The organism is Streptococcus taoyuanensis (genome assembly GCF_029589235.1).
Lineage (GTDB): Bacteria > Bacillota > Bacilli > Lactobacillales > Streptococcaceae > Streptococcus > Streptococcus taoyuanensis.
Genome location: NZ_JARQVW010000005.1, coordinates 78,055 through 103,858 on the forward strand (window position 1 = coordinate 78,055; position 25,804 = coordinate 103,858).

Annotated in this window: 24 protein-coding genes and 2 tRNA genes; 2 read left to right on the top strand and 24 right to left on the bottom strand. The window is 44.0% G+C overall.

Annotated elements, in window-relative coordinates; translation table 11 throughout:
• Positions 1-34 precede the first annotated feature (34 nt).
• The 14 genes from P5Y91_RS05165 to rsgA form a co-directional block, all read right to left on the bottom strand.
• Positions 35-568 (bottom strand): FUSC family protein, encoded by a 534-nt coding sequence (locus P5Y91_RS05165; protein WP_195327003.1) that lies wholly within the window; start codon positions 566-568, stop codon positions 35-37.
• 268 nt (positions 569-836) lie between these two features.
• Positions 837-2,036, bottom strand: a complete 1,200-nt coding sequence (locus P5Y91_RS05170; RefSeq protein ID WP_118396409.1) for a phosphoglycerate kinase — start codon at positions 2,034-2,036, stop codon at positions 837-839.
• Positions 2,037-2,239: 203 nt separating this feature from the next.
• The gene (locus tag P5Y91_RS05175) at positions 2,240-7,030 is read right to left on the bottom strand and encodes an endo-beta-N-acetylglucosaminidase (protein WP_277839120.1); all 4,791 of its coding nucleotides are present in this window, start codon (positions 7,028-7,030) and stop codon (positions 2,240-2,242) included.
• 234 nt (positions 7,031-7,264) lie between these two features.
• Positions 7,265-8,275, bottom strand: coding sequence for a type I glyceraldehyde-3-phosphate dehydrogenase (gene gap, locus P5Y91_RS05180; protein WP_006154814.1), 1,011 nt, complete (start codon positions 8,273-8,275; stop codon positions 7,265-7,267).
• A 278-nt stretch (positions 8,276-8,553) separates the two neighbouring features.
• On the bottom strand, positions 8,554-10,635 hold the full coding sequence (gene fusA / locus P5Y91_RS05185; RefSeq protein WP_195189331.1) for an elongation factor G: 2,082 nt from the start codon (positions 10,633-10,635) through the stop codon (positions 8,554-8,556).
• A gap of 306 nt (positions 10,636-10,941) precedes the next feature.
• Positions 10,942-11,412, bottom strand: a complete 471-nt coding sequence (gene rpsG / locus P5Y91_RS05190; RefSeq protein WP_003003105.1) for a 30S ribosomal protein S7 — start codon at positions 11,410-11,412, stop codon at positions 10,942-10,944.
• A 19-nt stretch (positions 11,413-11,431) separates the two neighbouring features.
• Positions 11,432-11,845 carry a 30S ribosomal protein S12 gene (gene rpsL, locus P5Y91_RS05195; RefSeq protein WP_001142332.1) on the bottom strand — a complete coding sequence of 138 codons (414 nt, stop codon included), beginning with the start codon at positions 11,843-11,845 and terminating at the stop codon, positions 11,432-11,434.
• Positions 11,846-12,050: 205 nt separating this feature from the next.
• Positions 12,051-12,623: a hypothetical protein gene (locus P5Y91_RS05200; protein ID WP_024054651.1), complete on the bottom strand. Its 573-nt coding sequence runs from the start codon at positions 12,621-12,623 to the stop codon at positions 12,051-12,053.
• A 23-nt stretch (positions 12,624-12,646) separates the two neighbouring features.
• On the bottom strand, positions 12,647-13,462 hold the full coding sequence (gene purR / locus P5Y91_RS05205) for a pur operon repressor (protein WP_003012466.1): 816 nt from the start codon (positions 13,460-13,462) through the stop codon (positions 12,647-12,649).
• A gap of 135 nt (positions 13,463-13,597) precedes the next feature.
• Entirely contained in the window at positions 13,598-14,542 is a 945-nt protein-coding gene (locus P5Y91_RS05210; RefSeq protein WP_049483640.1) for a 3'-5' exoribonuclease YhaM family protein, read from the bottom strand.
• Positions 14,529-15,779: a DNA recombination protein RmuC gene (locus P5Y91_RS05215; protein ID WP_049497101.1), complete on the bottom strand. Its 1,251-nt coding sequence runs from the start codon at positions 15,777-15,779 to the stop codon at positions 14,529-14,531. The genes P5Y91_RS05210 and P5Y91_RS05215 overlap by 14 nt, the downstream gene beginning before the upstream one ends.
• A gap of 1 nt (position 15,780) precedes the next feature.
• Positions 15,781-16,413, bottom strand: a complete 633-nt coding sequence (locus P5Y91_RS05220) for a thiamine diphosphokinase (RefSeq protein WP_277839121.1) — start codon at positions 16,411-16,413, stop codon at positions 15,781-15,783.
• Positions 16,406-17,065 (bottom strand): ribulose-phosphate 3-epimerase, encoded by a 660-nt coding sequence (gene rpe, locus P5Y91_RS05225; protein ID WP_021153977.1) that lies wholly within the window; start codon positions 17,063-17,065, stop codon positions 16,406-16,408. Before rpe ends, P5Y91_RS05220 begins: the two co-directional genes overlap by 8 nt.
• Positions 17,066-17,079: 14 nt before the next feature.
• Complete coding sequence (gene rsgA / locus P5Y91_RS05230; RefSeq protein ID WP_031573894.1) at positions 17,080-17,958, bottom strand: ribosome small subunit-dependent GTPase A; 879 nt, start codon at positions 17,956-17,958, stop codon at positions 17,080-17,082.
• A gap of 248 nt (positions 17,959-18,206) precedes the next feature.
• Here rsgA and P5Y91_RS05235 point away from each other — a divergent pair.
• Both P5Y91_RS05235 and P5Y91_RS05240 read left to right on the top strand, forming a co-directional pair.
• Positions 18,207-18,289: transfer RNA gene (locus P5Y91_RS05235), tRNA-Leu, on the top strand.
• 4 nt (positions 18,290-18,293) lie between these two features.
• A tRNA-Ser gene (locus P5Y91_RS05240) sits at positions 18,294-18,382 on the top strand.
• A gap of 43 nt (positions 18,383-18,425) precedes the next feature.
• Here the strand turns inward: P5Y91_RS05240 and rsmA are convergent.
• The 10 genes from rsmA to P5Y91_RS05290 form a co-directional block, all read right to left on the bottom strand.
• Complete coding sequence (gene rsmA, locus P5Y91_RS05245; RefSeq protein WP_195189328.1) at positions 18,426-19,301, bottom strand: 16S rRNA (adenine(1518)-N(6)/adenine(1519)-N(6))-dimethyltransferase RsmA; 876 nt, start codon at positions 19,299-19,301, stop codon at positions 18,426-18,428.
• 52 nt (positions 19,302-19,353) lie between these two features.
• Positions 19,354-19,938, bottom strand: coding sequence for a ribonuclease M5 (gene rnmV / locus P5Y91_RS05250; protein WP_277839122.1), 585 nt, complete (start codon positions 19,936-19,938; stop codon positions 19,354-19,356).
• On the bottom strand, positions 19,910-20,680 hold the full coding sequence (locus P5Y91_RS05255) for a TatD family hydrolase (protein WP_277839123.1): 771 nt from the start codon (positions 20,678-20,680) through the stop codon (positions 19,910-19,912). The genes rnmV and P5Y91_RS05255 overlap by 29 nt, the downstream gene beginning before the upstream one ends.
• Positions 20,681-20,805: 125 nt before the next feature.
• A complete protein-coding gene (gene rpmH, locus P5Y91_RS05260; protein ID WP_003003086.1) occupies positions 20,806-20,940 on the bottom strand; it encodes a 50S ribosomal protein L34 in 135 nt (44 codons plus the stop codon).
• 147 nt (positions 20,941-21,087) lie between these two features.
• Positions 21,088-21,717 (bottom strand): HI_0552 family protein, encoded by a 630-nt coding sequence (locus tag P5Y91_RS05265; RefSeq protein WP_277839124.1) that lies wholly within the window; start codon positions 21,715-21,717, stop codon positions 21,088-21,090.
• A gap of 75 nt (positions 21,718-21,792) precedes the next feature.
• Positions 21,793-22,740: an RNA-binding cell elongation regulator Jag/EloR gene (gene jag / locus P5Y91_RS05270; protein WP_049483648.1), complete on the bottom strand. Its 948-nt coding sequence runs from the start codon at positions 22,738-22,740 to the stop codon at positions 21,793-21,795.
• Positions 22,741-22,755: 15 nt separating this feature from the next.
• Entirely contained in the window at positions 22,756-23,571 is an 816-nt protein-coding gene (locus P5Y91_RS05275) for a YidC/Oxa1 family membrane protein insertase (RefSeq protein ID WP_277839125.1), read from the bottom strand.
• 1 nt (position 23,572) lies between these two features.
• Positions 23,573-23,914, bottom strand: coding sequence for a ribonuclease P protein component (gene rnpA / locus P5Y91_RS05280; RefSeq protein ID WP_277839126.1), 342 nt, complete (start codon positions 23,912-23,914; stop codon positions 23,573-23,575).
• 78 nt (positions 23,915-23,992) lie between these two features.
• Complete coding sequence (locus P5Y91_RS05285; protein WP_031573875.1) at positions 23,993-24,670, bottom strand: CPBP family intramembrane glutamic endopeptidase; 678 nt, start codon at positions 24,668-24,670, stop codon at positions 23,993-23,995.
• An 85-nt stretch (positions 24,671-24,755) separates the two neighbouring features.
• On the bottom strand, positions 24,756-25,649 hold the full coding sequence (locus P5Y91_RS05290) for a TDT family transporter (RefSeq protein WP_003015956.1): 894 nt from the start codon (positions 25,647-25,649) through the stop codon (positions 24,756-24,758).
• Positions 25,650-25,804 lie beyond the last annotated feature (155 nt).

Sequence of the window (25,804 nt, forward strand, 5' to 3'; positions counted from 1 at the left end):
AAAAATCTATGTCAAGATTAAATGTTACATAATCTTACATAGGTTTTTTGTGTTTCTTGAGAAAATCGCGAATGCGATCCACATCCGAATTGACCAAAATCGCAACGAAAACGCCAATAAAGGTCTCAAATATTCGGGCAAAAACATACAAGAAGGTTTCTCCGTTAGGAATCGAGAGGGTAATGATCAGCATTGCCGAAACTCCTCCAATAATTCCTGCTTTGTTATTCATAGCAACATTTGTCATAATGGTTAACATGGTCGCAATGGGTACAAAAATCAGAGTCACCCAATACGCCCCATGAAAGAACGTTTTTAAAAGGAAGAACAATACAGCATAAAAACCTCCGATACTGTTGCCCATGACACGCGAAGCCCCGAAATGGACACTCTTATCAAAGTCTTCCCTCAAACTAAAAACAGCTGTCAAAGTCCCGATCTGAAGGCCTCGCCAGCCAAATATTCCAAAAATAAGTAGTACAATAAAAACGGCAATCCCTGTTTTAAAGGTTCTCATCCCCAAACGGAATTTGGACCAATCAAATTTGTGTCGTTTAAAGTAATCCATGGTCACCTATCTTTCTATTTCTATTATTCTACCATATTTTCAGAAAGGAGAGAACAGATATCAATAGAAAGAAAAAAGAGAGTGGGACAGAAATCGGCAATTCGTTAGAATTCGATTTCGTCGTCCCACCTCCGCACAGTTGAGTAGGGGTGTAAAAGCTGATGAAATCAGCGTAGTAGAGCCCACTCAACCACTGCGTCTTGCTCGACAATCCAAAAATAATTGAGAGGCTAGGACTTTTGTCCCAGCCTCTTTCATTCTATTTAGATTATTTGTCTGTAAGAGCAGCCAATCCTGGAAGTTCTTTCCCTTCAAGGAGTTCCATAGAAGCACCACCACCAGTAGAGATCCATGAGAATTTGTCTGCACGGCCAAGGTTGATCGCAGCAGCAGCTGAGTCACCACCACCGATGATTGATTTAACGCCTGGTTGTTTCACGATAGCGTCCATCACACCGATTGTACCAGCTTGGAAGTCAGGATTTTCAAATACACCCATAGGTCCGTTCCATACAACTGTTTTCGCACCAGTCAATTCTTGGTCGAATTTAGCGATTGATTTAGGACCGATATCAAGACCAAGGAATCCTGGGTCTACTGCTTCACCTTCAGTGTCTTTCACTTCAGTGTAGTCAGCAAATGCGTTCGCTTCTTTTGAGTCAACTGGCAAGATCAATTTGCCGTTTGATTTTTCAAGAAGAGCTTTAGCCACATCCAATTTATCTTCTTCTACAAGTGAGTTACCGATTTCGATACCTTGTGCTTTGTAGAATGTGTAAGTCATCCCACCACCGATAAGAACTTTATCAGCTTTTTCAAGCAAGTTTTCGATAACACCGATCTTGTCAGATACTTTAGATCCACCAAGGATAGCTACGAATGGACGTTCTGGAGCTTCAACTGCTTCTTTGATGTAAGCAATTTCGTTTTCAAGAAGGAATCCAGCAACAGCTTTCTCAACGTTTGCAGAGATACCAACGTTAGATGCGTGTGCACGGTGAGCAGTACCAAATGCATCGTTTACGAAGATACCATCTCCAAGTGATGCCCAGTATTTACCAAGTTCAGGATCATTTTTAGATTCTTTCTTGCCGTCAACATCTTCGAAACGAGTGTTTTCAACCAAGAGAACTTGTCCATCTTCAAGAGCGTTAACAGCTGCTTCCAATTCAGCACCACGTGTAACACCTGGGATAAATTTAACGTCTTGACCCAATTTAGCAGCCAAGTCAGCAGCTACAGGAGCAAGTGATTTACCTTCTTTATCTGCTTCTTCTTTTACACGTCCAAGGTGAGAGAAGAGGATTGCACGTCCACCTTGTTCAAGGATGTACTTGATAGTTGGAAGAGCTGCAGTGATACGGTTATCGTTAGTGATCACGCCATCTTTTACAGGAACGTTGAAGTCAACACGAACGAGAACTTTTTTCCCTTTCAAGTCAACGTCTTTAACAGTCAATTTTGCCATTAGATATGACTCCTTCTTTTTTTAATACATGATAATTATATCACAAAAGCTGTAAAAGAGGTAGAAAAATCCAATGCTTTTCCCTTCTAATTCGTAGGATCCGAACGACACTTCTAGATACAAGATCAAACCTCTCTAGTTTTCACCAGAGAGGTTTTTTTGAGAGTGACTTTTTAAGTGAACAAAAGAATCCTGTAAAAGCCTTACTCTTCTTTCTTCTTACCAGCCAAGAGGAAGCCGCCTAAGGCTGCTAGGAGAACAGCTTCAGCTGCAAAGGAAGCTTCTAGGCTTGCCGTATTTGGCAAGTGTTCCGATTGACTTTCTTTACTTGCATCTTTTGTTCCTTGCTGAACCGTTGGCTGTGAGTTCGCTCCTTGGTGGGCACTTAACAACTGATGGATCTCTTGATCGACCATATCCTTGTGTTCTTCCTCTTGATGACCCGGTTGAGTAGAAGTCGTTGTGGCCAACTGATCCACTTGAGAAGACTCTGTAGGCTTCAATGGATTAGCTGGATCCGGAGTCACTGGGGCAGCTGGTTGGACTGGTTGATTTGGTTGAGCCGGTTGAACAGGCTGATCAGGTTTAGCCGGTTCCTCTGGTTGGATCGGTTGATCTGGTCCTTCCGTTTGTGCTGGCTTATAGACAATCGCATAGTGAGTAAAGTGAGGAGCTGTAAAGATGACTACATCTCCAACTCTCTCAAAGGCCAAGGATTGAGGAGCTTGACCTTCTGGGAAGAAGAGAACTTGCTCCACTTCTTTATCCTTATCCACAGGGATTTTCACAAGGGATGGATGGTGGGTATCGATATCTTGACCGCTTGCATCCACGCCTTCAATATCAAATACGATTCCTTCTCGGCCCTTCAGCTCTTCTTTTTCTACCTGATTGGCTTCAACTTTTGCGACTTTTAGTCCTTTGACAACGGTTGGCTCTAAGTTGGAGAATTGAACTTCGACTCCAGTCGCAGGGTCTACAAAGACCGCTGGCTTATCTTCTTTCAGGAGCGCAATCAAGGTCTCTAGACCTGTCTTAGCTATTTCAAGCGCTTCAGGAGTGAGCACTGAAGAAGCTAGGAGCTCTTTATTTTTCTCAACCAGTGCCTGCAAAGCCTCTCCAGAAGGGTGATTTGGCTTGCTTGTTAATAGAGCAGTCGCTTCTGTTGTCAGAGCAGAGAGAGCTTCTTTTTCTTTTGTTAGATTGGCTTGACCATCCAAGGCTTTCAAGAGAGCGGTCAATTGGTTCAACTGCTCATTGACTTGATCTTGTGTGCTGGTATCATGCTCTTTCAAGACTTTTTCAGAAGCAGCCATTCCAGCCAGCAAAGCTTCTTTGACTTCAGGAGTCGCAAAAGTAAAGTCTACTTTGGCTTTTGCAGCTTCAGCTTCAGCCAATTTTTGCTTGAGGTATTCATCGTTGAGAGCTGGTTTTGGATTGACGAGGACATCAAAGCTTGTGCTAGCTCCTTTGTAATGGACAGTGATGGTTTGACGACCTTCCTTGGTCGTATCAAAGCCAGTCACTTCCACACCTTCATCTGTCAAGGCATGCGTTTCGGTCGTTTCATCTTCAAAGACGACTGTAAAGCGTCCACCTTCTTTTTCCAATGATTCTCCGACAATATATTCCACTTTTGGTTTGTCGGTCAATTCTAGACCAGCAACTGCTTTTTCACCTGCTTCTTCTGCACTGACCACAAAAACAGTGAGGGTCTTATCCAATTTCTGACCAAGGTAAGAGACTTCTAGGTGTTGTTCTCCCAGCTTGCTACTGTCAAATCCATGAATCTCTACACCTGAGTTGGTGAGGTTGACCAGTTGATCTGCTTGGCCATCTTTATAATGAACGCGGAGAGTCGCCCCTTTCAAGGAAAGGGCATCGCCTTCCCGGTAGACCTTCTTAGTCAATCCATCTTCAAATTGAAGGCCCACAATTTCTTTATCATTCTTTGGAACTTCGATCGCCAAAACATTACTGATATCTTTACCAGGTTCTTGCGCACGATAGTATAGAAGAGATGGGGTTGATTCAAAAGCCAATGGTTTAAAGATCAGATTTCCAGCTTGATCGGCTGTCATGGTCGCAATTGGACTAGTGGCTTCTTTATCGGCATAAAGAGTCAGAGTAGTATTAGCTGGGACATCTTTGAAACCGACTTGTACAAAATGATTACCTAGGTTTTGCGCTGCAGCATGTTTCATCGGAATGTTGACCGTCTCAGTATCTAGACTTTCATACATCTTCCAGTTGTAAATCCGGATGGCTTGCCATGGGGTGCCGTTATCTGCTGTAATGACATGGAGACGCCAGTCTTGAGCCTTGATCGGATGATCCAGTGTAATGTCAGATACATGGGCTTTATTGCCACGAACTTCCTTAGCGAGCTTCCATTCACCCGCTTCGTCCTTGTAGTAAAGGTCGAAGTCACGGGTATTCATTTTGCCATCATCGACAGATTCTCCACCAGCACCGGCATGGTCCATGACCCAACGAACAATGGTCCGTGGTTGTGTCAAGCGGATATCGACAGTTCCACTCAATTGAGCAGAAGACCATTTATCTGAAAGACTGGTAATGGTCCCATTTAACATACCTTCAATGCCTTCACTACCATCCGCATCTGGGAAGCTCGAACCGATCACTTTGGCTCCGATAACCACGTTTGGCGCTAGGGCTTTTGGTAGACTGGTATCTGACACGGTCATGCCCCAATCAAAGGCTACAGTTCCCGCATCTGAACGTTGACCATTCTTTCCAACTGCCACAACCTTGAGTTCCTGAGTGGTTCCTTCAGCACTTGCTGAACGGCTAACTTTTGGTAGATAGACGGTTGTCGCAGAAGATCCTGTTAAGAGACGCCAGTTATCGCCATCTTTTTCATAGACTTCATAATAATCCGCATCTGCTACCCCTTTAAAATTGAGGACTGCTTCTGCTTCTTGCGCATTTTGTAGGCGTTTTGCCCGAACGGATACTTCTGCTGGAGTAGCTGGTTTCTCTTGGTTCGACGTAATCGACAATTGGCCGAGATTAAATTTGTAGTCTTTGACATCCGTATCATGGTCAAAGAACATCTTCACAGCATAAATGGTCTTGCCAGCCAAACTTCCCAAATCAAAGGTTTGAGTGGACCAATCTGCACTCGGTGTTAATTCTTTCCATTCGTATTCAGAGTAGTCTTCTTTGGTGGCAACAGCTACCCAGGCAGCTGCTCCGACCCCACCTTTATGACTGACGCTCAATTTTGTCGTTTCTGTCACAGGAATCTTGGTCGAATAGAGCATGACATTTTGACTGCTATTGGCTTTTAAATCTCCTTCAAAAGCTAGAGAATTTCCTCCATTGTAAGCTTGATCAAAATCATAGCGACCTTTTAATGGTGTACTATCTTCACTATGCTCTACCCACCAACGCCATGTTGGAAGGTAGCCAGAAACAGAACGGTAGTTCCATTCCCCTTCTTTAGAAATCTTGCCATCCACAAACCAGTGTTTTCCGTGACCAGTATTGAAGGAAGTATTGAAATCTTCACTAGTGATTGGGGTTTTGTCCACAACCAAATTAGACATTCCGTACCAAGATTGGTCTGCTGGTTTTCCTTTAGTCGGATCTCCTTGGAAACCTGTCCAGAATAGATCTTCATGAGTATGGTAACCTTCTCCAGTCTTTCCTAGACCTGTAATGGTATCTGGCGCATAAAGACCAAGAGATAGACGCAACTTGCCATGTTCATCTAAAATGGCATTCCAGTCTACATTAGTCTTATAAGAGCCACCTTTTTGGAGCTCAAGTCCAGCTAGAACATCATAAGGATTGCGCTTAATCCATTTGGCTGTACTGATGGAATAATCCACTTCTGATTTGCCCCAGTTAAAGTTAGCAAAGAAGGTATCCACTGGGTTTTCCCCATTTTCTGGCTGCATGAAATTGTAGTTGTATTCTCCCAGCGCATTCTCATGGTAACGGCCATATTCATAGGTCATAGCATCATACCAAGAATACTTAATCGGATAGTTCAGACTTTTCGCATATTCCTTGGTATAAAGAAGAAAATCTCTCAATTTTGGACCCAATGGTTCTACAAGATTTCCGGTCGTTTCTTGGTTGATAAAGTAACCATCAAAGCCATAGTACTTGGCAAGTTCGACTAATTTACGGGCGATCGGGAAAGTTTTAGAGCCTTCACTATCTTCTTTCAAGGTTTCTGCAAAACGTTCTTGATCCTTGATGCTGCTAGACCAGTTATAAAAGATTGTCCCATAAATAGGAACCCCATTTCGGTGGGCAGCATCGATCACATCTGCTGATGGAACCAGCCCTTCCCAAAAGACCATGGAATCCAAATATTGCCAGTAATCAAAAGCATAGGCCTTAAATTCTTCCCCGCCGACAGACGCATGATCCTTGGCTTTGGAGTTCATATTTGACAGTGCTTGGATCTTCGCTTCAGGGTTGGCTTGTTCATTAATTTGTTTCCCTTGAAAACGACTCGCAAGTGGGACACTTGCTCTGTTCATATCGTCATCCACTCGTTTTCCTGGTTCCCACTTCAAGAGATCGTCCCAAGTATCGAACTTAACTTCTTTGGGTCTCAATTGTTTTTCTTCATTGGTTGGTAAATCGGCCACTTTCTCAGCAGCAGCTTTCGGTTTTTCAGTCTCTGAAACAACTGTATGATCTGTAGTCGCCGAGCTAGCTTCTGTACTTGTAGGACTAGCCTCTGGAGCGACCACTTCTGCGGCTGGTTTTTCCGTTTCTGCAGCAGGTAAAGCCGCATCTGCAGTATAGACGCCAGCTTCTCTAACTAGATGATTGACGTCTTTGGTCGCTACTGAAGAGGTTTCTAAGGGTTGTTCACTAGTAGAAACCGTCTCATCTGCAGAGACAGCGCCTGTTCCTAAAAATGCTAACCCAATCAATGCGGAGCAAACTCCCACACTGAATTTTCGTATACTAAATCGTTCTTTCTTTTCAAATAGATGACCTTTCATCTTGACCTCCTTGTATGGTTTTTTTCTTTTTCTTGAGCGATTTCCATTGGCTCCTTCCTCCACGATCTGTAATCGCTTTCATTTTCTTGTATTAGAAATCTCCAATCAAGGATAGGATACCCTAATCTATTTAGCACTGTCAATCAATTTTAGCAATTCCTATAATATGATGAGAAAGCCCTAAAAAAAGTACAAAAAAAGAGGAGGTTTCCCTCCTCTCATCATACACATGAATTATTTAGCAATTTTTGCGAAGTATTCAAGAGTACGAACAAGTTGTGCAGTGTAAGACATTTCGTTGTCATACCATGAAACAACTTTAACCAATTGTTTACCGTCAACGTCAAGAACTTTAGTTTGAGTTGCGTCAAACAATGATCCGTAAGACATACCTACAACGTCTGAAGAAACGATTGGATCTTCAGTGTAACCGTATGATTCGTTAGCTACTGCTTTCATAGCTGCATTTACTTCATCAACAGTAACGTTCTTTTCAAGAACAACTACCAATTCAGTAACTGATCCAGTTGGAGTAGGAACGCGTTGTGCAGCTCCGTCCAATTTACCGTTCAATTCAGGGATAACCAAACCGATTGCTTTAGCAGCACCAGTTGAGTTAGGAACGATGTTAGCAGCACCAGCGCGTGCACGACGAAGGTCACCTTTACGGTGTGGACCGTCAAGGATCATTTGGTCACCAGTGTAAGCGTGGATAGTAGTCATCAATCCTTCAACAACACCGAAGTTATCTTGAAGAGCTTTAGCCATTGGAGCCAAGCAGTTTGTAGTACATGAAGCACCTGAGATAACTGTTTCAGTACCATCAAGAATATCGTGGTTAGTGTTAAATACGACTGTTTTAACATCTGATCCACCAGGAGCAGTGATAACAACTTTCTTAGCACCACCAGCATGCAAGTGTTTTTCAGCAGCTGCTTTAGTAGCAAAGAAACCAGTTGCTTCAAGAACGATTTCTACACCGTCGTTAGCCCAGTCGATTTGTTCTGGATCGCGTTCAGCAGAAACTTTAACGAATTTACCGTTAACTTCGAATCCACCTTCTTTAACTTCCACAGTACCGTCGAAACGACCTTGAGTTGTATCGTATTTCAACAAGTGTGCAAGCATAACTGGATCTGTAAGGTCGTTGATGCGTGTAACTTCAACACCTTCTACGTTTTGGATACGACGGAAAGCAAGACGTCCGATACGACCGAAACCGTTAATACCAACTTTAACTACCATTCGTGATTTCCTCCTTATGAAAATCAAAAAATTTTTTGTGAAAAGAGTAACTTGACACAGCGCCAAACATCTTTTAACAGTCTCTATTATATACTTTATTGCATTAAAAAGCAACTATTTCCCAACGAAAAGCAAGATTTATCATAGATCACCACCTCTTTTATTAAAGTTTTTCACAAAGTATTGTTCGATAGGAAGAGCACTTTTTTACTTGTCCTCACTTATGGAACAAAGAAAAACTCTTCCCAAAGCGGGAAGAGTTTTTTAGCTTTGGTAAATTAAGCTTCACCTTTAGCTTTTTTAATGATTTCTTCTTGTACTGATTTTGGTACATCTTCGTAGTGGTCAAATACCATCATGAAGGTACCACGTCCTTGAGTTGCAGAACGAAGGACAGTAGCGTAACCGAACATTTCAGCAAGTGGCACATAAGCACGAACGATTTGGCTTGCACCGTGTGCTTCCATACCATCTACACGTCCACGACGAGCAGTTACGTGACCCATAACATCCCCAAGGTTTTCTTCAGGAACTGTGATGGTTACAAGCATCATTGGTTCAAGGATAGCTGGTTGTGCAGTCTTAGCAGCTTCTTTAAGTGCAAGAGATGCAGCGATCTTGAAGGCAGTTTCAGATGAGTCGACATCGTGGTATGAACCATCGTAAAGCTTAGCTTTCACGTCAACCATTGGGTAACCAGCAAGAACACCGTTCGCCATAGATTCTTGAAGTCCTTTTTCTACTGCAGGGATGAATTCACGTGGAACCACACCACCGACGATCGCATTTTCGAACTCGAATCCTTTACCTTCTTCGTTTGGAGTAAATTCGATCCAAACATCACCAAACTGACCTTTACCACCAGATTGACGTTTGAAGAATCCACGTGCTTGTGTAGAAGCGCGGAATGTTTCACGGTAAGATACTTGAGGGGCACCAACGTTAGCTTCAACCTTGAATTCACGTTTCATACGGTCAACAAGGACATCCAAGTGCAACTCACCCATACCAGAGATAACTGTTTCACCAGTTTCAGGGTTTGTTTCAACGCGGAATGTTGGATCTTCTTCAGCCAATTTTTGAAGGGCGATACCCATCTTATCTTGGTCTGCTTTAGATTTAGGCTCAACCATCAATTGGATAACTGGTTCTGGAACTTCGATTGATTCAAGGATGATTTTTGCTTTTTCATCTGTCAATGAGTCACCAGTTGTAGTATCTTTCAAACCAACGGCAGCAGCGATATCTCCAGAGTAAACTGTTTCGATTTCTTTACGAGTGTTGGCGTGCATTTGAAGGATACGTCCGATACGTTCACGTTTACCTTTAGAAGTGTTCAAGACGTATGAACCTGAGTTCAAGACACCTGAGTAAACACGGAAGAATGTCAAACGACCTACGAATGGGTCAGTCATGATCTTGAAGGCAAGAGCTGCAAATGGCTCTTCATCAGATGCTGGACGTTCTTCTACTTCGTCTGTATCTGGGTTTACACCCTTGATTGCAGGGATATCAAGTGGGCTTGGAAGGTAGTCAAGGACTGCATCCAACATCAATTGAACCCCTTTGTTCTTGAAGGCAGAACCACAAAGTACTGGGTAGAACTCAACGTTGATTGTAGCTTTACGGATACCAGCTTTCAATTCTTCGTTAGTGATTTCTTCCCCTTCAAGGTATTTCATCATCAAGTCTTCATCAGTTTCAGCAACTGCTTCAACCAATTTTTCACGGTATTCTTGAGCTTGTTCAAGGTATTCAGCTGGAATATCTTCTTCAAGGATATCTGTACCAAGGTCGTTAGTATAGATTTCAGCTTTCATCTTGATCAAGTCAATGATTCCGCGGAAGTCATCTTCAGCACCGATTGGCAATTGAATTGGATGAGCGTTTGCTTGAAGACGGTCATGAAGTGTGCTTACTGAGTAAAGGAAGTCAGCACCGATCTTATCCATCTTGTTAGCGAATACGATACGAGGAACTCCGTATTCAGTTGCTTGACGCCAAACTGTTTCAGTTTGAGGTTCAACACCTGATTGTGAGTCAAGAACGGTTACAGCACCGTCCAAAACGCGGAGTGAACGTTGAACTTCGATAGTGAAGTCCACGTGTCCTGGTGTGTCGATGATGTTTACACGAGTGTCTTTCCATTGAGCTGTTGTAGCGGCAGATGTGATAGTGATACCACGTTCTTGTTCTTGCTCCATCCAGTCCATTTGTGACGCACCTTCGTGAGTTTCACCGATTTTGTGAATCTTACCAGTGTAGTAAAGGATACGCTCAGTTGTAGTTGTTTTACCAGCATCGACGTGAGCCATGATACCGATATTACGAGTTTTTTCAAGTGAAAATTCGCGTGCCATGAGGTTTGTTTCTCCTATATTTTTTATTTCTATATTCTATTATAACATGATTTAATAAAAACGGATAGGCAGGACCTACCCGTTTTCAGTGTTTTCATGCTAAGTTTTGGTTCCAACTTGTAAGAAGAGTTGAATTGGGTTCAAGAGCTGACGAAGCTTAATTGAATCCGGGCTAAAAGCTCAAGTTAACTGATTTGAACCCGAGCGAGGCCCGGTGCAAAAAAGATAAACTGCTTTGTGTTCATCGAACACTGCATCAGTTTCCTATTTTTGCCTTGGGCCTTTGCCGCTCTTAGTATCATTTTATTACCAGCGGAAGTGTGCGAATGCACGGTTAGCTTCAGCCATACGGTGAGTATCTTCACGTTTCTTAACAGCTGCACCAGTGTTGTTCGCTGCATCCAAGATTTCTTTTGCAAGACGATCAACCATTGTGTGTTCACCACGTTGACGAGCGATGGTTACCAACCAACGAAGTCCAAGTGTTGTACGACGTTCTGGACGAACTTCAACTGGGACTTGGTAGTTAGAACCACCGACACGGCGAGCACGTACTTCAAGTACAGGCATGATGTTTTCCATAGCTGTTTCGAATACTTCAAGAGCATCGTTTCCAGTAGCTTCTTTAATTTGTTCGAAAGCTCCGTAAACGATTGAAGCAGCTGTACCACGTTTACCATCAAGCATAACGCGGTTGATAAGACGAGTAACTAATTGTGAATTGTAAAGCGGATCTGGCAATACATCGCGTTTAGGCGCACGGTTTTTACGACTCATTTCTCTTTATCCCCTTTCCTTATGCTTTTGGACGTTTAGTACCGTATTTAGAACGGCCTTGTTTACGATCGTTTACACCTGCAGTATCAAGTGCTCCACGGACGATATGGTAACGTACCCCTGGAAGGTCTTTTACACGTCCACCACGAAGAAGAACCACGCTGTGTTCTTGCAAGTTGTGTCCGATACCTGGGATATAAGCAGTTACTTCGATCAAGTTGCTCAAACGTACACGAGCGAATTTACGAAGGGCTGAGTTAGGTTTTTTAGGTGTCATTGTTCCAACACGAGTTGCAACACCACGTTTTTGTGGTGAAGAAACGTTTGTTTGAACTTTTTTATGACTGTTGTAACCAACGTTCAAAGCTGGTGATTTAGATTTTTCTACTTTTGATTTACGCGGTTTGCGAACCAATTGGTTAATTGTAGGCATCTACATTCTCCTGTGAAATTTTTTATTTTTGGTGATGGTACACTTGGTGACAGCTACCATCTGTGTGTACTTTTGCAACATTTGTCAGCACGTCCCTGTACACTCTTGAGAGACCAAAAGTAAAAAGTACCGTCTATTATTATAACATGACGGCACTTTGATTGCAAGATGTTTTTTTATTTTTTAAAGAAGTCGAAAAAGTTCATCATTGACCAGCTTCAGCAGGTTCTTCTGCCCCTGCATCTGCAGCCGGAGCATACTGTTGTTGCTGTTGTGGTTGAACTGTCGCATTGGCTCCAGCTACTCCAGCATTGGCATTGGCATTAGTATTTGCGTTCGCGTTCGTGTTGGCATTAGCGTCTGTTTGAGTCTGCTGTGTTGCCGCTGTGTCGCTCTCATAGGTCAGTCCATAATAGTTAGCGATGTATTGGATACGGGCCTCAAGCGATTGCTTTTGAGTCGCATCTTTGACTTTCTTCACAGCAGCTTGGGCAGCGTTCACAGAATCTTGACTTGGCGTTGTTTCCATTTGAACGACTGCTTTTTCAGCAGCTTCTGTATTTTTCTTTTCTTCCTTTTTTTCTTTTTCTTCCTTTGTTTCCTTTTTCACTGGAAGGGAACCTGTTTTTTTAGCAGGTTGAATTTCTGTCGTTACCTGGGCAGCCGTATTCTTTTTAACGGTATACAAACCAGCTACTAAAATAAAGGATAGAGACAGAACTGTCACCAAGCGAATCCACAAAGGACTATTATCAAATCGATCTAAAATTCTTTTCACTTTTTGATCCTCCTTTGTTGCTCTTAATCAAAGATATTCCCAACTTCGACACTCAATTTATTTTCTTTTACATCGATGTTGGTCACACGCAATAAGGATTTGTGTTCAAAGAATTCACGGTCGGTTGCAGCATTATCCGCAAAGACAGCTACCCCTGCTAATTCAGAATCGAATTCAGCCAAGAGACTGACCATCCCGTTAATCGTTCCGCCACCTTTAAGGAAGTCATCGACAATCAAGACCCTGCTTCCTGCTTTTAGGCTCCGTTTTGAAAGGAACATTTTCTCAATGCGATCCCCACTTGAGCCTGAAACATAGTTGACACTAACGGTTGACCCTTCTGTGATTTTCAAATCACGACGGACAATGACAAATGGAACATTCAAGACATTGGCCACTGCATTCGCTAAAGGAACTCCCTTGGTCGCTACGGTCATGACAGCATCAATTTTCTTATCTCGAAAGGCTTTGGCAATGATGCGGCCGATCCGATTCAAAATCTTTGGATTGCTCAAAAGATCAGACAGGTAAATGTAGCCACCAGGAAGGATACGATCACTTTCAGACAGTTGCTTGCAAAGATCTTCGACGATTTCTTTGGATTCTTGATCTGATATAGACGGTGTAAAGATCACGCCTCCACCAGCTCCTGTAATGGTCTCAATATTTCCGATTTCCATCTCTTCAAACGCACGCTTAATGATCACGATATCTTCTGAGATGGAAGACTTGGCAGACTCATACTTTTCCGCAAACGTATTGAGGCTAGTCAATTCATAGGGATGGTTGATCAAGTAATTAGAAATTACGACCATCCGTTCACTTCTTCTTAATTTCATTTTCTCACCATGTAGTTTTTTCTATCATTATACCATAAGAAGCGAAAAAAACGAACATTCTGATTTACAGAAGGCCGTTTTTTCCTGATTATTTTATTTTTGGCAGAACCATTCCCGTATTTATCCCTGTTTTTACTAGTCGAGATTCGGTTTATAGAAGGATCTGTTTTCCATAGCAAAGATTTTATTAGTCATTTCGCCAGGACCAATTAAGCCAAGTGCTGTTGTCATCATCATCATTTCTGCATCCAAATTATCGATCATATGAATAATCTCTGCTTCCATGATTTTTGGACGAACAGGACTACCGTATTCGAGCAAGCCATGGTGACTCAAGATCACATGGCGAAGGACGATGACTTCTTCTTTTTGGTCATCAATCTTCAACTCTTGCAAGACCTTGGTGATTTCTTCATCGATCAGTGCAATGTGGCCGATGAGGTTGCCCCGAACAGTGTATTCTGTATTTTCAGGTCCCGTCAACTCGATCACTTTGGCCAAATCGTGTAACATAATCCCCGCAAAGAGCAAGCTCTTATTCAACTGAGGATAGATATCACCGATACTATCTGCCAAGCGGACCATGGTCGCCGTATGATAAGCGAGACCTGCTTCAAAGGCATGGTGGTTGGTCTTAGCAGCTGGATAGCTATAAAACTCTTTCTCATATTTCCCATAGAGGGCCCGGACAATCCGTTGCCAGACTGGATTTTCAATTTTGAAAATCATGTTTGACAGGTATTCATGCAATTCCTTGGGATCTACTGGTGGTTTTTCCTTAAAGTCTGCTGGATTGTTGGGCTCTCCTGCTTGGGGCAAGCGCATGTTTAATTGGTTGACTTGCGGAGTATTATTGTAAACTTCTCGACGTCCAGACATATGGACCACGCGCCCAGCCATAAAACTCTCTACATTGTGAGGTTGGGCATCCCATAGTTTACCTTCGATTGTACCGGTCTCATCCTGGAAGACAAAGGCGAGGTAGTTTTTCCCGGCCCGCGTTTGACGCACTTCTGCTGACTTGATCAAATAGAATCCTTCGAACAATTCATCTTTTTTCATTTGGTTAATTTTGACCATCATCTTCTCCATCTTCTATATATACATCTAGTCCCAGCAGGTCCTCATCGCTTTCGATTTGGCGGAGTGTCCGCTCGATGGCACTGGTCCGTCTGGTTAGCAAATCATCAATATTATTGGAAGCATTCTTTAAATGGCGCTGAGTTTTGGCCAGAATCCCTCCAAACTTATGGAATTCTGATTTGACCGATCCCAACACCTTGCTAATGTCATCTGCACTCTTTTGGATGTTGAGCGTTTTAAAGCCAACAGACAAGGAGTTCAAGAGGGCTGATAGCGTACTTGGACCAGCCACTAAAATTTGTTCGTCCCGACGCAAGCGATCGAAGAATTCTGGATTGCGAACCACTTCGGAATAGAGGCCTTCAGTTGGCAAAAAGAGAATTCCGAAATTCGTTGTCGCTGGTGGAAAGAGGTATTTTTGTTGGATATCCTTAGCAAAACGCTTGATACTAGCAAGAAGGGCCTTGCGGTAACGCTCGATCTCCTCTTTCTCTCCTGATTCATAAGCTTCTTCCAGACGATAATAGTCTTCCAGTGGGAATTTAGAGTCAATCGGCAAATAGACTGGTTCCTCTCCTTGCCCCGGAAGCTTAATGGCATATTCCACGCGCTCACTGGATTGGGGAACGGTGACAAACTCCCGCTCATACTGGGCTGGGGTCAAGATATCTTCAATGATTTGACCCAGCTGCAATTCGCCCATAATCCCACGCGTCTTGGTATTGGAAAGAACTTTATTAAGAGTTCCGACATCCCGCGCCACCGTCTGCATTTCTCCCAGCCCTTTGTTGACCGACTCCAATTGTTTTGAAACCGTCTCAAAGGAGGTCTGTAAGCGGTGCTGCAAGGTTTTCTCCAATTTTTCTTCTACCGTTTGGCGCATCTGTTCTAGCCGCACTTCATTGGACTCTTGGATCTGGCGCATGCGCTCATCTGTTTTGTCCCGATTTTTAGTAAAGTGCTCATTCATCTCAGCGCGCAGAGCCGTCGTCTGCTGGTGGATCTCCACTCGCATCTCGGTTAAGCGATCTGTCAGGGCGATCTCTAACTGCTGATTGGCAATCTGGCTTGCTTGTCTTTCTTTTTCAAAACGATAGTCCAACTGGTCTGTCAAATGATCCTCATGGTCTTCCAGCATCTCTCGTAAAGCCGGTCTTGTATCATCTGACCGTTGCAAGAAATAGATGAGGAGGCCCAGATTGAGCAGGCCAATCAGAAGCAGAATGATATTCATATTAACCTCTGTCTTTACTATAAACAATGACAAGATAGCCACGGTCAAGACTCACTTGAATCGGTTGATCCAAAAATTCATTGGAGCCATACATGGCCTTCAAAAAATAATTCTCCTGATGGAGCGGATACTTGGCTCCTGTGATCTCAAGGTGGCCTTGTCCGACAGGCATAAAACCAACATAAGACATGGCTGGATCTGGCTGAATCTCATGGCAACCTGCTGGTCTGTAGATCAAGCGATTTTGACCATCGACTAATTGGATCTGCTCCATGTAGGGAGCTAGGTCTGGATCGGTCGGCAAAAAGATATTGGACAAAAAGTGATCCAAGCGACCACCAAAGGCACCGTAAACAGTGACCGCAGCCTCTGGATAGGCTTCAAAGACTGCTTTCAAGGCCAATTCCAAATCCGTATCGTTCTTTTCAGGGACGGATTGAACAACTTGCTTGGCTTGGGTTTGGATCTTGCGCAAATCGGTCTCAGAGACGGAATCGAAATCCCCCACAGCTATATCTAAAGGCAGACCTTGTTCCAGTAGCTTCAAACAGCCACCATCAACGCCTACATAAGCGTCATGATCTTTTGGCAAGAGCGTGCTGTCACCTCCCGCCAGTATTGCGATGTTACCCATTTACTGCATCTCGGAGCGTTTGAACGCGCTCATTAACATCTCCATTAAAGACATAAGAACCTGCTACAAAGACATTGGCCCCAGCTTCTTTTGCTTGCGAAATAGTTTGGTCATCAATTCCACCATCCACTTCGATATCAAAGTCGAATCCTTTTTCTTCACGAAGAGTGGCTAATTCGCGCACCTTGTCCATGGTTTCAGGCAAGAAGGCTTGGCCACCAAATCCTGGATTAACGGTCATGACCAAGACTTGATCCACCAAGTTCAAGACATGTTTGATACTGTCTACAGGAGTTCCTGGATTGATCACAACACTCGCCTTCACACCTGCTTGACGAATTTTTTGAAGAGCTCCGTGAATATGGGGAGTCGCTTCTACGTGGATGCTGATGATATCAGCACCTGCACGGGCAAATTCTTCGATATGGTGTTCGGGATTGGTGACCATCAAGTGGCAATCAAAGACCAACTTGCTATGTGGACGCATGCTCTCTACGACACCAGCTCCAAAGCTGATATTGGGTACAAAATGGCCATCCATGACATCGATATGGGCATAGTCAGCTCCTGCTGCTTCTAAGCGTTTCAATTCACTTTCAAAATTGGCATAATCGGCACTCAAAATTGAGGGGGCTAATTTCATTGTTTTCATCGTTGTAGTGTCTCCTATTTTGGCATTTTTTTCGAAACTTTTTTATAGGTTTCGCGACGGTTTTCAATCTCACTTAGAAATTGCAAGTAATCCTCATAACGGAAAGGTGCAATTTCCTCTCTTTCAACGGCTGGTTTCACCGCACAAGCTGGCTCATGCGTGTGGGTACAGGTACGAAATTTACAAGAGTGGCTCACATCGGCGATCTCTGGGAAGGCTTGATTTAAATCTTCACTGGTTGTCACTTCATAATCAAGGGATGAAAAGCCAGGCGTATCTGCGATCTTTCCTCCATTTAAATGGTAAAAGCTGACAGCTCGGGTCGTGTGTCGACCGCGCCCCAGACTATCTGAAATCTCACCCGTTTCAAGCTCCAGATCCGGAGCAATCTTATTGAGCAAGGTCGATTTTCCTACACCGGTCTGTCCCATAAAGACCGTGGTTTGATTGGTCAAAAGGGGCAAGAGTTCCTCAATCGACAAGACAAAATCATAGCCAATAGCCTGATAGATTCCTTGGTAGTAGTGGATGTCTTCCATATCTTCTAACAAGTCCAGTTTTGAAATATAGACAATGGGATGAATCCCCTTATGCTCCAAAAGAACCAGAAAACGGTCTAAAAGATTGGCATTGAAATCCGGCTCCTTAGCTGACATAATCACTACTGCCTGATCAATATTGACAATAGGAGGGCGCACGAGGCTATTTTTTCGAGGCGCAATGCTCAAAATGTAGCCTTCTGAATTCTCTTCAGCAGAAAACTCCACCTGATCCCCCACATAAGGAGTCTGTCCTTTTTTTCTAAAATTTCCACGAGCCCGTGTCTGATAAATGTGACCATCTGACTCCACGTAGTAAAAGCCAGCCAAGGCCTTGACGATTGTTCCTTGCAAATCGCACTCCTTTGAGATTAATACTATCTATTATACCAAAAAATGAGAAATAAGGCTGGATTGCTCAATAAGAAAAAACGAAAAGTGAACCTCTCCGGACGCTTTTAGAAACGAATAGGTTCGTTTTTTAAATGGATAGAAACAGAAGACGGAGTATCTGTTATGACTTGTCTTTTAGCAGAATTCGGGAAAGGGCACCTTCCTTTTTTTCCTTGGCATTTTTCCTAAAAAGTGTATAATAGAACTATGCGGAGGTGGTGGAACGGCAGACACGCATGCTTCAGGCGCATGTGCCCCTTCGGGCGTGAGGGTTCAAATCCCTTTCTCCGCATCTTGGAAAGGTGGCCCAGCTCGGTACGGCACCGGACTCGAAATCCGGCAAGTGGATTTTATTCACGCGCGGGTTCAAATCCCGTCCTTTCCTTACGATACAAATAAGCCATAGGTTATAACCTATGGCTTTTCTGTTATTTTATTCCTGCTTCTAGAAGGCCATCTGCTAGGCGAGCGAAGTCTTCTAAGCTAAGAGCTTCTCCTCGTACAGAAGGTTGCAGGCCTGCAGCTTGGATTCCTGCTTCCAGCTTGGCTTTGATTTCTTCGGTCTTGCCAAAGCGACTGGTCAAGTTGTTCCAAAGTGTTTTGCGGCGGTGGACAAAGCTAGCCTTGCTGACAGAGAAGAAGAAATCTTCGTCCTTGACGGGTACTGCTGGTTCTTCGCGACGGACCATCTTGAGGATGGCAGAGTCGACGTTTGGTGCTGGCACAAAGACGGTGCGGGGCACGATAAAGGCTACCTTAGCAGTCATATAGTATTGGACTGCAATGGATAAAGAACCATAAGCCTTGGTGTTGGGCTCAGCCGAGATGCGGTCTGCCACCTCTTTTTGCATCATGACCACAAATTCTTGGAAAGGAATCTTGGATTCGATCAAATGCATGAGGATTGGAGTTGTGATGTAATACGGAAGGTTAGCCACTACCTTGATCGGAAGGTCCGGATTTTTAAACTCTGCGATGTACTGGTTGAGGTCTACCTTGAGGATGTCTTGGTTGACAACCGTGACATTGTCAAAATCACGCAAGGTATCCGCCAAAATGGGAACCAAGCGGTCATCGATCTCAAAAGCCATGACTTCTGCCGCATTTTCCGCCAAGAACTCAGTGAGGGCTCCAATTCCAGGACCGATTTCGATGACATTGACCTGCTTATCAATCTCTGCCGTATCCACAATTTTTTGAAGGATGTTGGTATCGGTCAAGAAGTTCTGACCGAAGGATTTTTTAAAGGTAAAGCCGTGACGCTCCAGCACTGCCTTGGTCACGCTATAATCTGCAATTCTCATTTTTTCTCTTTTCTAATCAGTTTAGGGGTAAAGGATCCCCTCTACTTCCGTCTTAATAACTGGCCATCGCCTCTTCGACTTGTGCTAAACAAATTCCAAACAATTCCAAGCGTTTGATCAATTGCTTGCCATTGCAGTAGCCGATGCGCAAGGCTTCTCCTAGATATTCCCGCCGTTTGCGACTATCGCTTCCCATCAAGAGTCCAAGCCGCATCAAGTCAGTCTTTGTGATATCAAAGAAATTTTCATCTTCGTAAGACCCGACCAGTCCAGCTAGGGCTTTTTCTAAGTCTTCAAAACTGGCATGCTCCACTCCAAGAGAACGCCCCTTGGTCTTGGATTTGGGTACTGCTTCGCCACGATTTAAAAAGGCATGCTTGGCCTGGGGCACCTCTTGCATAATGATCTTGCGAATCCGCTCGCCATTATAGTCTGGATCGGTAAAGACAATGACCCCACGCAACTCTTGCAAGGTAGCAATTCGTTCCAAGTCATCTTGATCGATCGCAGAGCCTCGCGTTTCATAGGTATCCACCTCATAAAAACGACGGAGATTGGCCGTATCGTCCTTGCCCTCCACAACAATTACTTCTGGTATTTTTCTTTTCTCAATCAAGGCCAAATACCTTTCTTGCATTGTCATAGGTTGCCTGAGCCACTTCTTCTGTTGTTAAGCCACGTAGTGTTGCAATAAAATCTACCACATAACGAGTGTAGGCTGTTTTATTTTCCCGACCACGTTTGGGAACTGGTGCCAGGTAAGGAGCATCTGTTTCAACCAAGATCTTGTCTAACGGAAGGCCAGCTGCCGCTTCTTGGACATCTGTTGCCTTCTTAAAGGTCACCACTCCAGAAAAGGAAATCATCATCCCCAGATCCATGAAGCGTTTAGCTTCTTCTAAACTTCCTGAGAAAGAATGCATGATCCCACCGCGAGGACCGACTCCTTCACTCTTGATGATGGCATAAGTATCTTCTAAAGCATCGCGTGTATGCACCACAAAAGGCAAGTCCAAGTCTTTAGACAATTGAATCTGACGACGAAAAACCTTTTCTTGGACGTCTTTTGGCGCTGTCATCCAGTGGTAATCGAGACCGATTTCTCCGAGTGCGACGACTTTGGGATGTTTTAGCTGTTCAAGTAAATAGGCCTCCACTTCAGGAGTATAATCTCCCGCCTCAGTGGGGTGCCAGCCAAGCGTGAGATAGAGTTCTGGATATTGATCTGCCAACTCCATGGCACGCTCAATCGTCGGTTTGTCAAAACCAACAATATTGTGGGCTACAACACCCATTTCCTTGGCCAAGTCGAGCTCTTCTTGTTCTTTTCCTGCGAATTCTTCCACATTGAGATGGGTGTGGGTATCAAAAATCTGCATGATCTTCCTTTTCTTCCGAGTTTTTCTTCTTTCTATTATAGCAGAAAGCGCCTCTAAATTCACTTTCGGACAAAACAAAAACCAGTAGTCTCGAGTTTCTACTGGTTTTTAGGTTTTTATCTGAATTACGCAGCCAAAACTTTGCGTCCTTTACGACGACGAGCTGCCAATACGCGACGACCATTTTTAGTTGCCATACGGTGACGGAAACCATGTTTGCGCGCACGACGAAGTTTACTTGGTTGATAAGTACGTTTCACGATGAATACCTCCTCATAGATTTTGTATTCGTTTAGCCGGCTAGTTGTGATCAGTTACTAAACATACTTTACTATTCTATCGGATTCGACTCTATTTGTCAATAGCTATGGCAAAATTGTTGCAAATACAGGTCGGAGAACACCTTTCTACACCTGACGGGTTGCCAAGTAATAGGGTTCCAGAGCAACCAGCGCCTCTTGCAACTGATCTAGGATATCCTCAAGAGAACCATCCTCGACTAGAGAAACATCGTATTTGACGAGGACCTTGCGAACCGCCCCTTCTGCTACTGCTTGTAACAGATCATGGCGATTCTTTTCTGTTCCTTCTACCCTTTGACTCTCTCCATTTTTCTGGGCGAAATAATAAACTGGCTGAGTGATGGGAAGGGTGAGAACCATGTGTTGTTTTTGAAGACTCTCCTCATCTTTTTTTCGCTCGATAAAACTCACCTCTAAGGAAACTCCAAAATCAACTGCATCTCCATAGAGCCTCAAGGCAAACATGGGCTCTGCCATCGTCCCTTCTCCTTTTAGATAGGCCCAAAAATGAGGCCGCAAGACCTGGGCCTGGTTCATCCATTGGCTGGTCCGATCCTGCTCCAAGTAAGGGTGACGCTGCTGAAAGGCCGAGACTAAATCGGTGAATTCCTTACGAGCCGCTTGAGCTAGAGCACGATACTGCTCCATCTCTGAGGCTAGCCCCCCTGCCTTTGCTGGAGCCTGGTATTTCATTCCTTGAAGCTTTAAAAACTCTCGAATCGCTGCAAATGCCATCTGCTTCCTTTCTAAACCTAAAAAAGGAGAGATCGGCTCAATCCCGTCTCTCCCTTATGGGAAATAATAGCTAGATTATCCTTCGATGTCTACCACCACGTAACGGTTTGGTTCTTCCCCTTCAGAGTAGCTAGTGACTCCTTCCATCTTAGAGACGATCCGGTGAATGATTTTGCGTTCACTGTTTGACATCGGATCTGTCTGTTGGGCTTGCCCATCTTCGAGGGCACGCGTTGCTAACTTCTGAGCATAGCTTTGAAGAACTTCCGCCCGGTGTTCTACATAGTCATTCACATTAATCGTAATGTAAAAATTCTTTGAGTAGCGGTTATAGAGGTAATTTTGCGCCAAAAGTTGAAGAGCCTTCAAGACTTTTCCGTGGTAACCAATGACACGTCCTGGCTCATTGGTATCAATTTGCATATTGACCGTACGGCGGTTGTGACTACTTGAGATGGTCGCATCCACATCCATTTCATCGACCACGGTTTGAACGTAGGCTGTCACATCATCTACGACTTCCTCGATGTTGTAGTTTTCCTCTACCTCGATACCAAGGTTTGAGAAATCAGACTCGCTTGATTCTTTTGCCGCTGGTTCTTTGACTTTTTCAAGGATATGTTCATGCCCTTTTTCTTCAAGAACGGTATCTGCTTCTTTGTCATGTTTCAGGATTTCTGTCTTGATTTCTTCAGAGACAACTTCTCCTTCTTCTTCGACCTTTTTGATCGCCGCTACGACGCGTCCGAGATCGACCGTTGCTTCGCTCACCGTCTTAACCGGTTCGTTTTGTGCATTGATCTCATCTGGGACACCTTTGACAGCTTTTTGATTGGCTTTCACAACCGTTGTTTCTGCAATGGGCTCAATCTCTACTTGGGCTGGTTTTTTCCCAAACAAGCCAAGAAAACCTTTCTTTTCACGCGCTACAACCGTAATATGTGCCTTCATACGAGGAATATCTAAATCGTTCAGACCTTTTTGAATCGCTTCTTCAACAGTTGCTCCAGTATATAGGACCATATGTCCACCTCTTTCTTATTTTTTCTTTTTCTGTGCTTTGTTTAGGGCACGGCGTTTTTGTTTTTCCATGTCGCGCGAAGCTTGCTCTTTTGCTTCACGCTCTGCAATAATCTTGAAGGGGTTGTTCAAGAGATAGGTTTGCCCGACTTGGTAAGCATTGGAAGTCACCCAGTATAGTGCGACCCCGCTGGCTGAGAACAAGGCAAAGAAGAAGATCATCACAGGCATCACATACATCATGGTTGTTGCACTACCATTGCGCTCTGGCATGGCTTTATTGGTCAACCAACTGCTGAAAAATGTGAAGAGTGCGGCAAGAACCGGCAAGATATAAGTCGGGTCGATCGCGCCAAGGTCCAACCAGAGGAAGTGACCGACTTTAAGGAATTCGACACGGCTCAGCGCTTGGAACAAGGCCATCAAGACCGGCATCTGGATTAAGAGAGGAAGGAAGGCTGAAGACGTTTTGACACCTTTTTCCTTGTATAGGGCCCGCATCTCTTCGGAAAGCTTGGTCCGGCTATCAAGATCCTTCCCAGGATACTTAGCTTGCAATTTCTTGAGGAGGGGTTGAATTTCCTGCATTTTGCGGGTTGAATTCATTTGATACTGGAAGAGAGGCAAGAGGACCGTCCGGATGACAATGGTAAAGACGATAATCCCTACACCGATACTTCCGCCAAAGGACAAGAAGCGGATGGCTTCTGCAAAGAAGTAGACGAAACGTTCCCAACCACCTGTCGATTCGGCTGTCACTTGAGAGGTCCCACAAGCTGTCAAGACCATTAAGGCCACTCCTAATAATCCAGTTAACTTCAGTTTCTTTTTCACATTATTCCCTTTCTTGGTAGACATGCGCTAATTTTAAGACATGTACAAGATTTTTCTCTACTTGATGGAAGTCGAGCTCCTCCACTCCTTTACGAGCAATGACGACAAAATCATCGGTCGTAAGGCAGGCTTGCTGTTTGATTAAAACATGGCGAATCAAACGTTTGATACGATTTCTAGTCACAGCATTTCCTAGTTTCTTACTAACAGACAGGCCGACTCGAAAATGCGGTTGGTCTTTGCTCAGACGGTAAATAACGAATTTCCGATTGGCAACATTTTGACCACTTTTAAAAATAGCATTAAAATCTTTGTCACGTTTGACGCGGTAGCTTTTTTTCAAACCTCCACTCCCTCTATTAAATTTATTCTATTATACCATATTTTCAAAAAAAACCAATCTCACTCAGGAAATCGGTTGTTACTTAAATACAGATAAAAGTAAAGGCAAGGTGTAGTAGAGATTGAGCAAGATATGAGCCAAAATAGGAGAAAGGAGCGTCTTGCTCCGATAATACAGGATCCCAAAAATCACACTCGGCAGGAGATAGATGATAGAAGCTCCCAGCGAAAAAGGATTGTGGAGAAAATGCAGGCCACTGTAGATGAGGGCTGGAAGCCAAATCTCTGCATAGAGTTTCCAGCCTTTGAAGTAGGCATTCACCAAGGCTCCACGAAAGATCAGCTCTTCTGTCACCGGCCGGATGACGACCATTGCGATCACTAAGATAAGCACCCCTGTGGGACTAATTTCCCGTGGAAAGAGACTCAAAACAGCTGCCCGTCCTTGAACAAAACCACTGATGAAGTAGTCCAACCAGTAGACCAAACAGGCCGCAAAAACGGCTTCTATCAGAGCTTGAAGAGGGTTCTTCCCCAGCTTAAACTGCGCTTTTTTAGAAAAACGATAGACCAAAAATCCTGTAAAGACTGCATAGAGGCCTTCTAGGCCAAATAAGGTCCAATAATAGCTATTGGCGCTTGCTACGCTATTGGAGACATACTGGGCCAAGGGGCGAAATTGAGGCCGAACATAAAAATAAAACAAGAGCAGAAAGAGGGGATAAAGCAGTGAGAGCTTTCCTTTGATGAATTTCATAGATACCTTTCCTATAAAGTATGACAAATCGTATAGTGCATCTTACCATAATCGTGACAAGGTTTCAATGAAAAAGGATGCCTTCCTACTCTCTGAGATAGGCCACATAACCACCTAAGACAGCGACTAAAATCAAGAGACAAAGAAGAGTTTCCAGCCATACGAGAGCTGTCAAGAAAGGTAGTTGCAACAAGCCTTGGGCCATTTTCAAAGAGGTCGCTGTGATGACTGTTGGAAAGGTCAGGGCTGAAAAAGCAGGTTGAAAACCTTCTTTTATCATTTTCGGTAGGCGCGTCAAAACAAAGAAATAAAAACCTTGCGAGGCCACCACCATGATCAGTAAGAACCAGGTGGGCAGGCTTGCTCCACCCACACGAACCAGGGCTGCTAAAAGAAGAGAAAAGGGAGCACAATAGATGCCTTCTTGGCCCAATAGATGACTGGGTAAAGGGGACTGCTTCAAATCATGATAGATAAGGGGATAAAGAAGAAAGGTCAAACCAAAACCAATCACTAAAGCGAGATAAGCAATCTCTCTGATTCCTACAACTGGATAAGTCAAAGCTGCTACTGCAATGCCCACATAGAGAACGGTCCAACTGGGAGTGGCATTGGCTCTTGGTCGCGCTAGGACATGGGTCTTGGTAAAATAGAGAATTAAGCCCAGATCCAAGAGAAAGGCAGACCACCAGACCAACTGTGATAGACCTCCAAAGGCGGGAAAGAGGCGCAAAAGATAGGTGGATAGAATCATCCCTGCCATGGGAAAAGTCGCCATCCCAGATAAAAGGGCTGGTTGTTGGAGTTCTATCTTGGTTTCTTGCCAGCGAATCGCATGATAAACGACAAAGAAAAACCAGAAGAACAAACCTGTCAGACTAAAGGCGTGGGCAAGGAAGGGTAGCGAGTCTGCAAGAAGGTTGCCAGCGCCAACCAGTCCTAACAGACAGCCTGAAAATACTAAGGGGATCTTTTTCATCGGGAGCTCCAATCATGTTGTCGCTTTCAGTATACCATAAAAGAGAAGGAAGCAGGATAAAAAAAGAGAGTGGGACAGAAATCGGTAATTCGTTAGAATTCGATTTCGTCGTCCCACCTCCGCACAGTTGAGTAGGGCTGTAAAAGCTGATGAAA

Bases quoted from the DNA above. Each gene is read 5' to 3' on its own strand.
- P5Y91_RS05165 (WP_195327003.1), bottom strand. From the start codon at position 568: ATGGATTACTTTAAACGACACAAATTTGATTGGTCCAAATTCCGTTTG.
- P5Y91_RS05170 (WP_118396409.1), bottom strand. From the start codon at position 2,036: ATGGCAAAATTGACTGTTAAAGACGTTGACTTGAAAGGGAAAAAAGTT.
- P5Y91_RS05175 (WP_277839120.1), bottom strand. From the start codon at position 7,030: ATGAAAGGTCATCTATTTGAAAAGAAAGAACGATTTAGTATACGAAAA.
- gap (WP_006154814.1), bottom strand. From the start codon at position 8,275: ATGGTAGTTAAAGTTGGTATTAACGGTTTCGGTCGTATCGGACGTCTT.
- fusA (WP_195189331.1), bottom strand. From the start codon at position 10,635: ATGGCACGCGAATTTTCACTTGAAAAAACTCGTAATATCGGTATCATG.
- rpsG (WP_003003105.1), bottom strand. From the start codon at position 11,412: ATGAGTCGTAAAAACCGTGCGCCTAAACGCGATGTATTGCCAGATCCG.
- rpsL (WP_001142332.1), bottom strand. From the start codon at position 11,845: ATGCCTACAATTAACCAATTGGTTCGCAAACCGCGTAAATCAAAAGTA.
- purR (WP_003012466.1), bottom strand. From the start codon at position 13,462: ATGAAATTAAGAAGAAGTGAACGGATGGTCGTAATTTCTAATTACTTG.
- P5Y91_RS05210 (WP_049483640.1), bottom strand. From the start codon at position 14,542: ATGGTCAAAATTAACCAAATGAAAAAAGATGAATTGTTCGAAGGATTC.
- P5Y91_RS05215 (WP_049497101.1), bottom strand. From the start codon at position 15,779: ATGAATATCATTCTGCTTCTGATTGGCCTGCTCAATCTGGGCCTCCTC.
- P5Y91_RS05220 (WP_277839121.1), bottom strand. From the start codon at position 16,413: ATGGGTAACATCGCAATACTGGCGGGAGGTGACAGCACGCTCTTGCCA.
- rpe (WP_021153977.1), bottom strand. From the start codon at position 17,065: ATGAAAACAATGAAATTAGCCCCCTCAATTTTGAGTGCCGATTATGCC.
- rsmA (WP_195189328.1), bottom strand. From the start codon at position 19,301: ATGAGAATTGCAGATTATAGCGTGACCAAGGCAGTGCTGGAGCGTCAC.
- rnmV (WP_277839122.1), bottom strand. From the start codon at position 19,938: ATGCAAGAAAGGTATTTGGCCTTGATTGAGAAAAGAAAAATACCAGAA.
- P5Y91_RS05255 (WP_277839123.1), bottom strand. From the start codon at position 20,680: ATGCAGATTTTTGATACCCACACCCATCTCAATGTGGAAGAATTCGCA.
- P5Y91_RS05265 (WP_277839124.1), bottom strand. From the start codon at position 21,717: ATGGCATTTGCAGCGATTCGAGAGTTTTTAAAGCTTCAAGGAATGAAA.
- jag (WP_049483648.1), bottom strand. From the start codon at position 22,740: ATGGTCCTATATACTGGAGCAACTGTTGAAGAAGCGATTCAAAAAGGT.
- P5Y91_RS05285 (WP_031573875.1), bottom strand. From the start codon at position 24,670: ATGAAATTCATCAAAGGAAAGCTCTCACTGCTTTATCCCCTCTTTCTG.
- P5Y91_RS05290 (WP_003015956.1), bottom strand. From the start codon at position 25,649: ATGAAAAAGATCCCCTTAGTATTTTCAGGCTGTCTGTTAGGACTGGTT.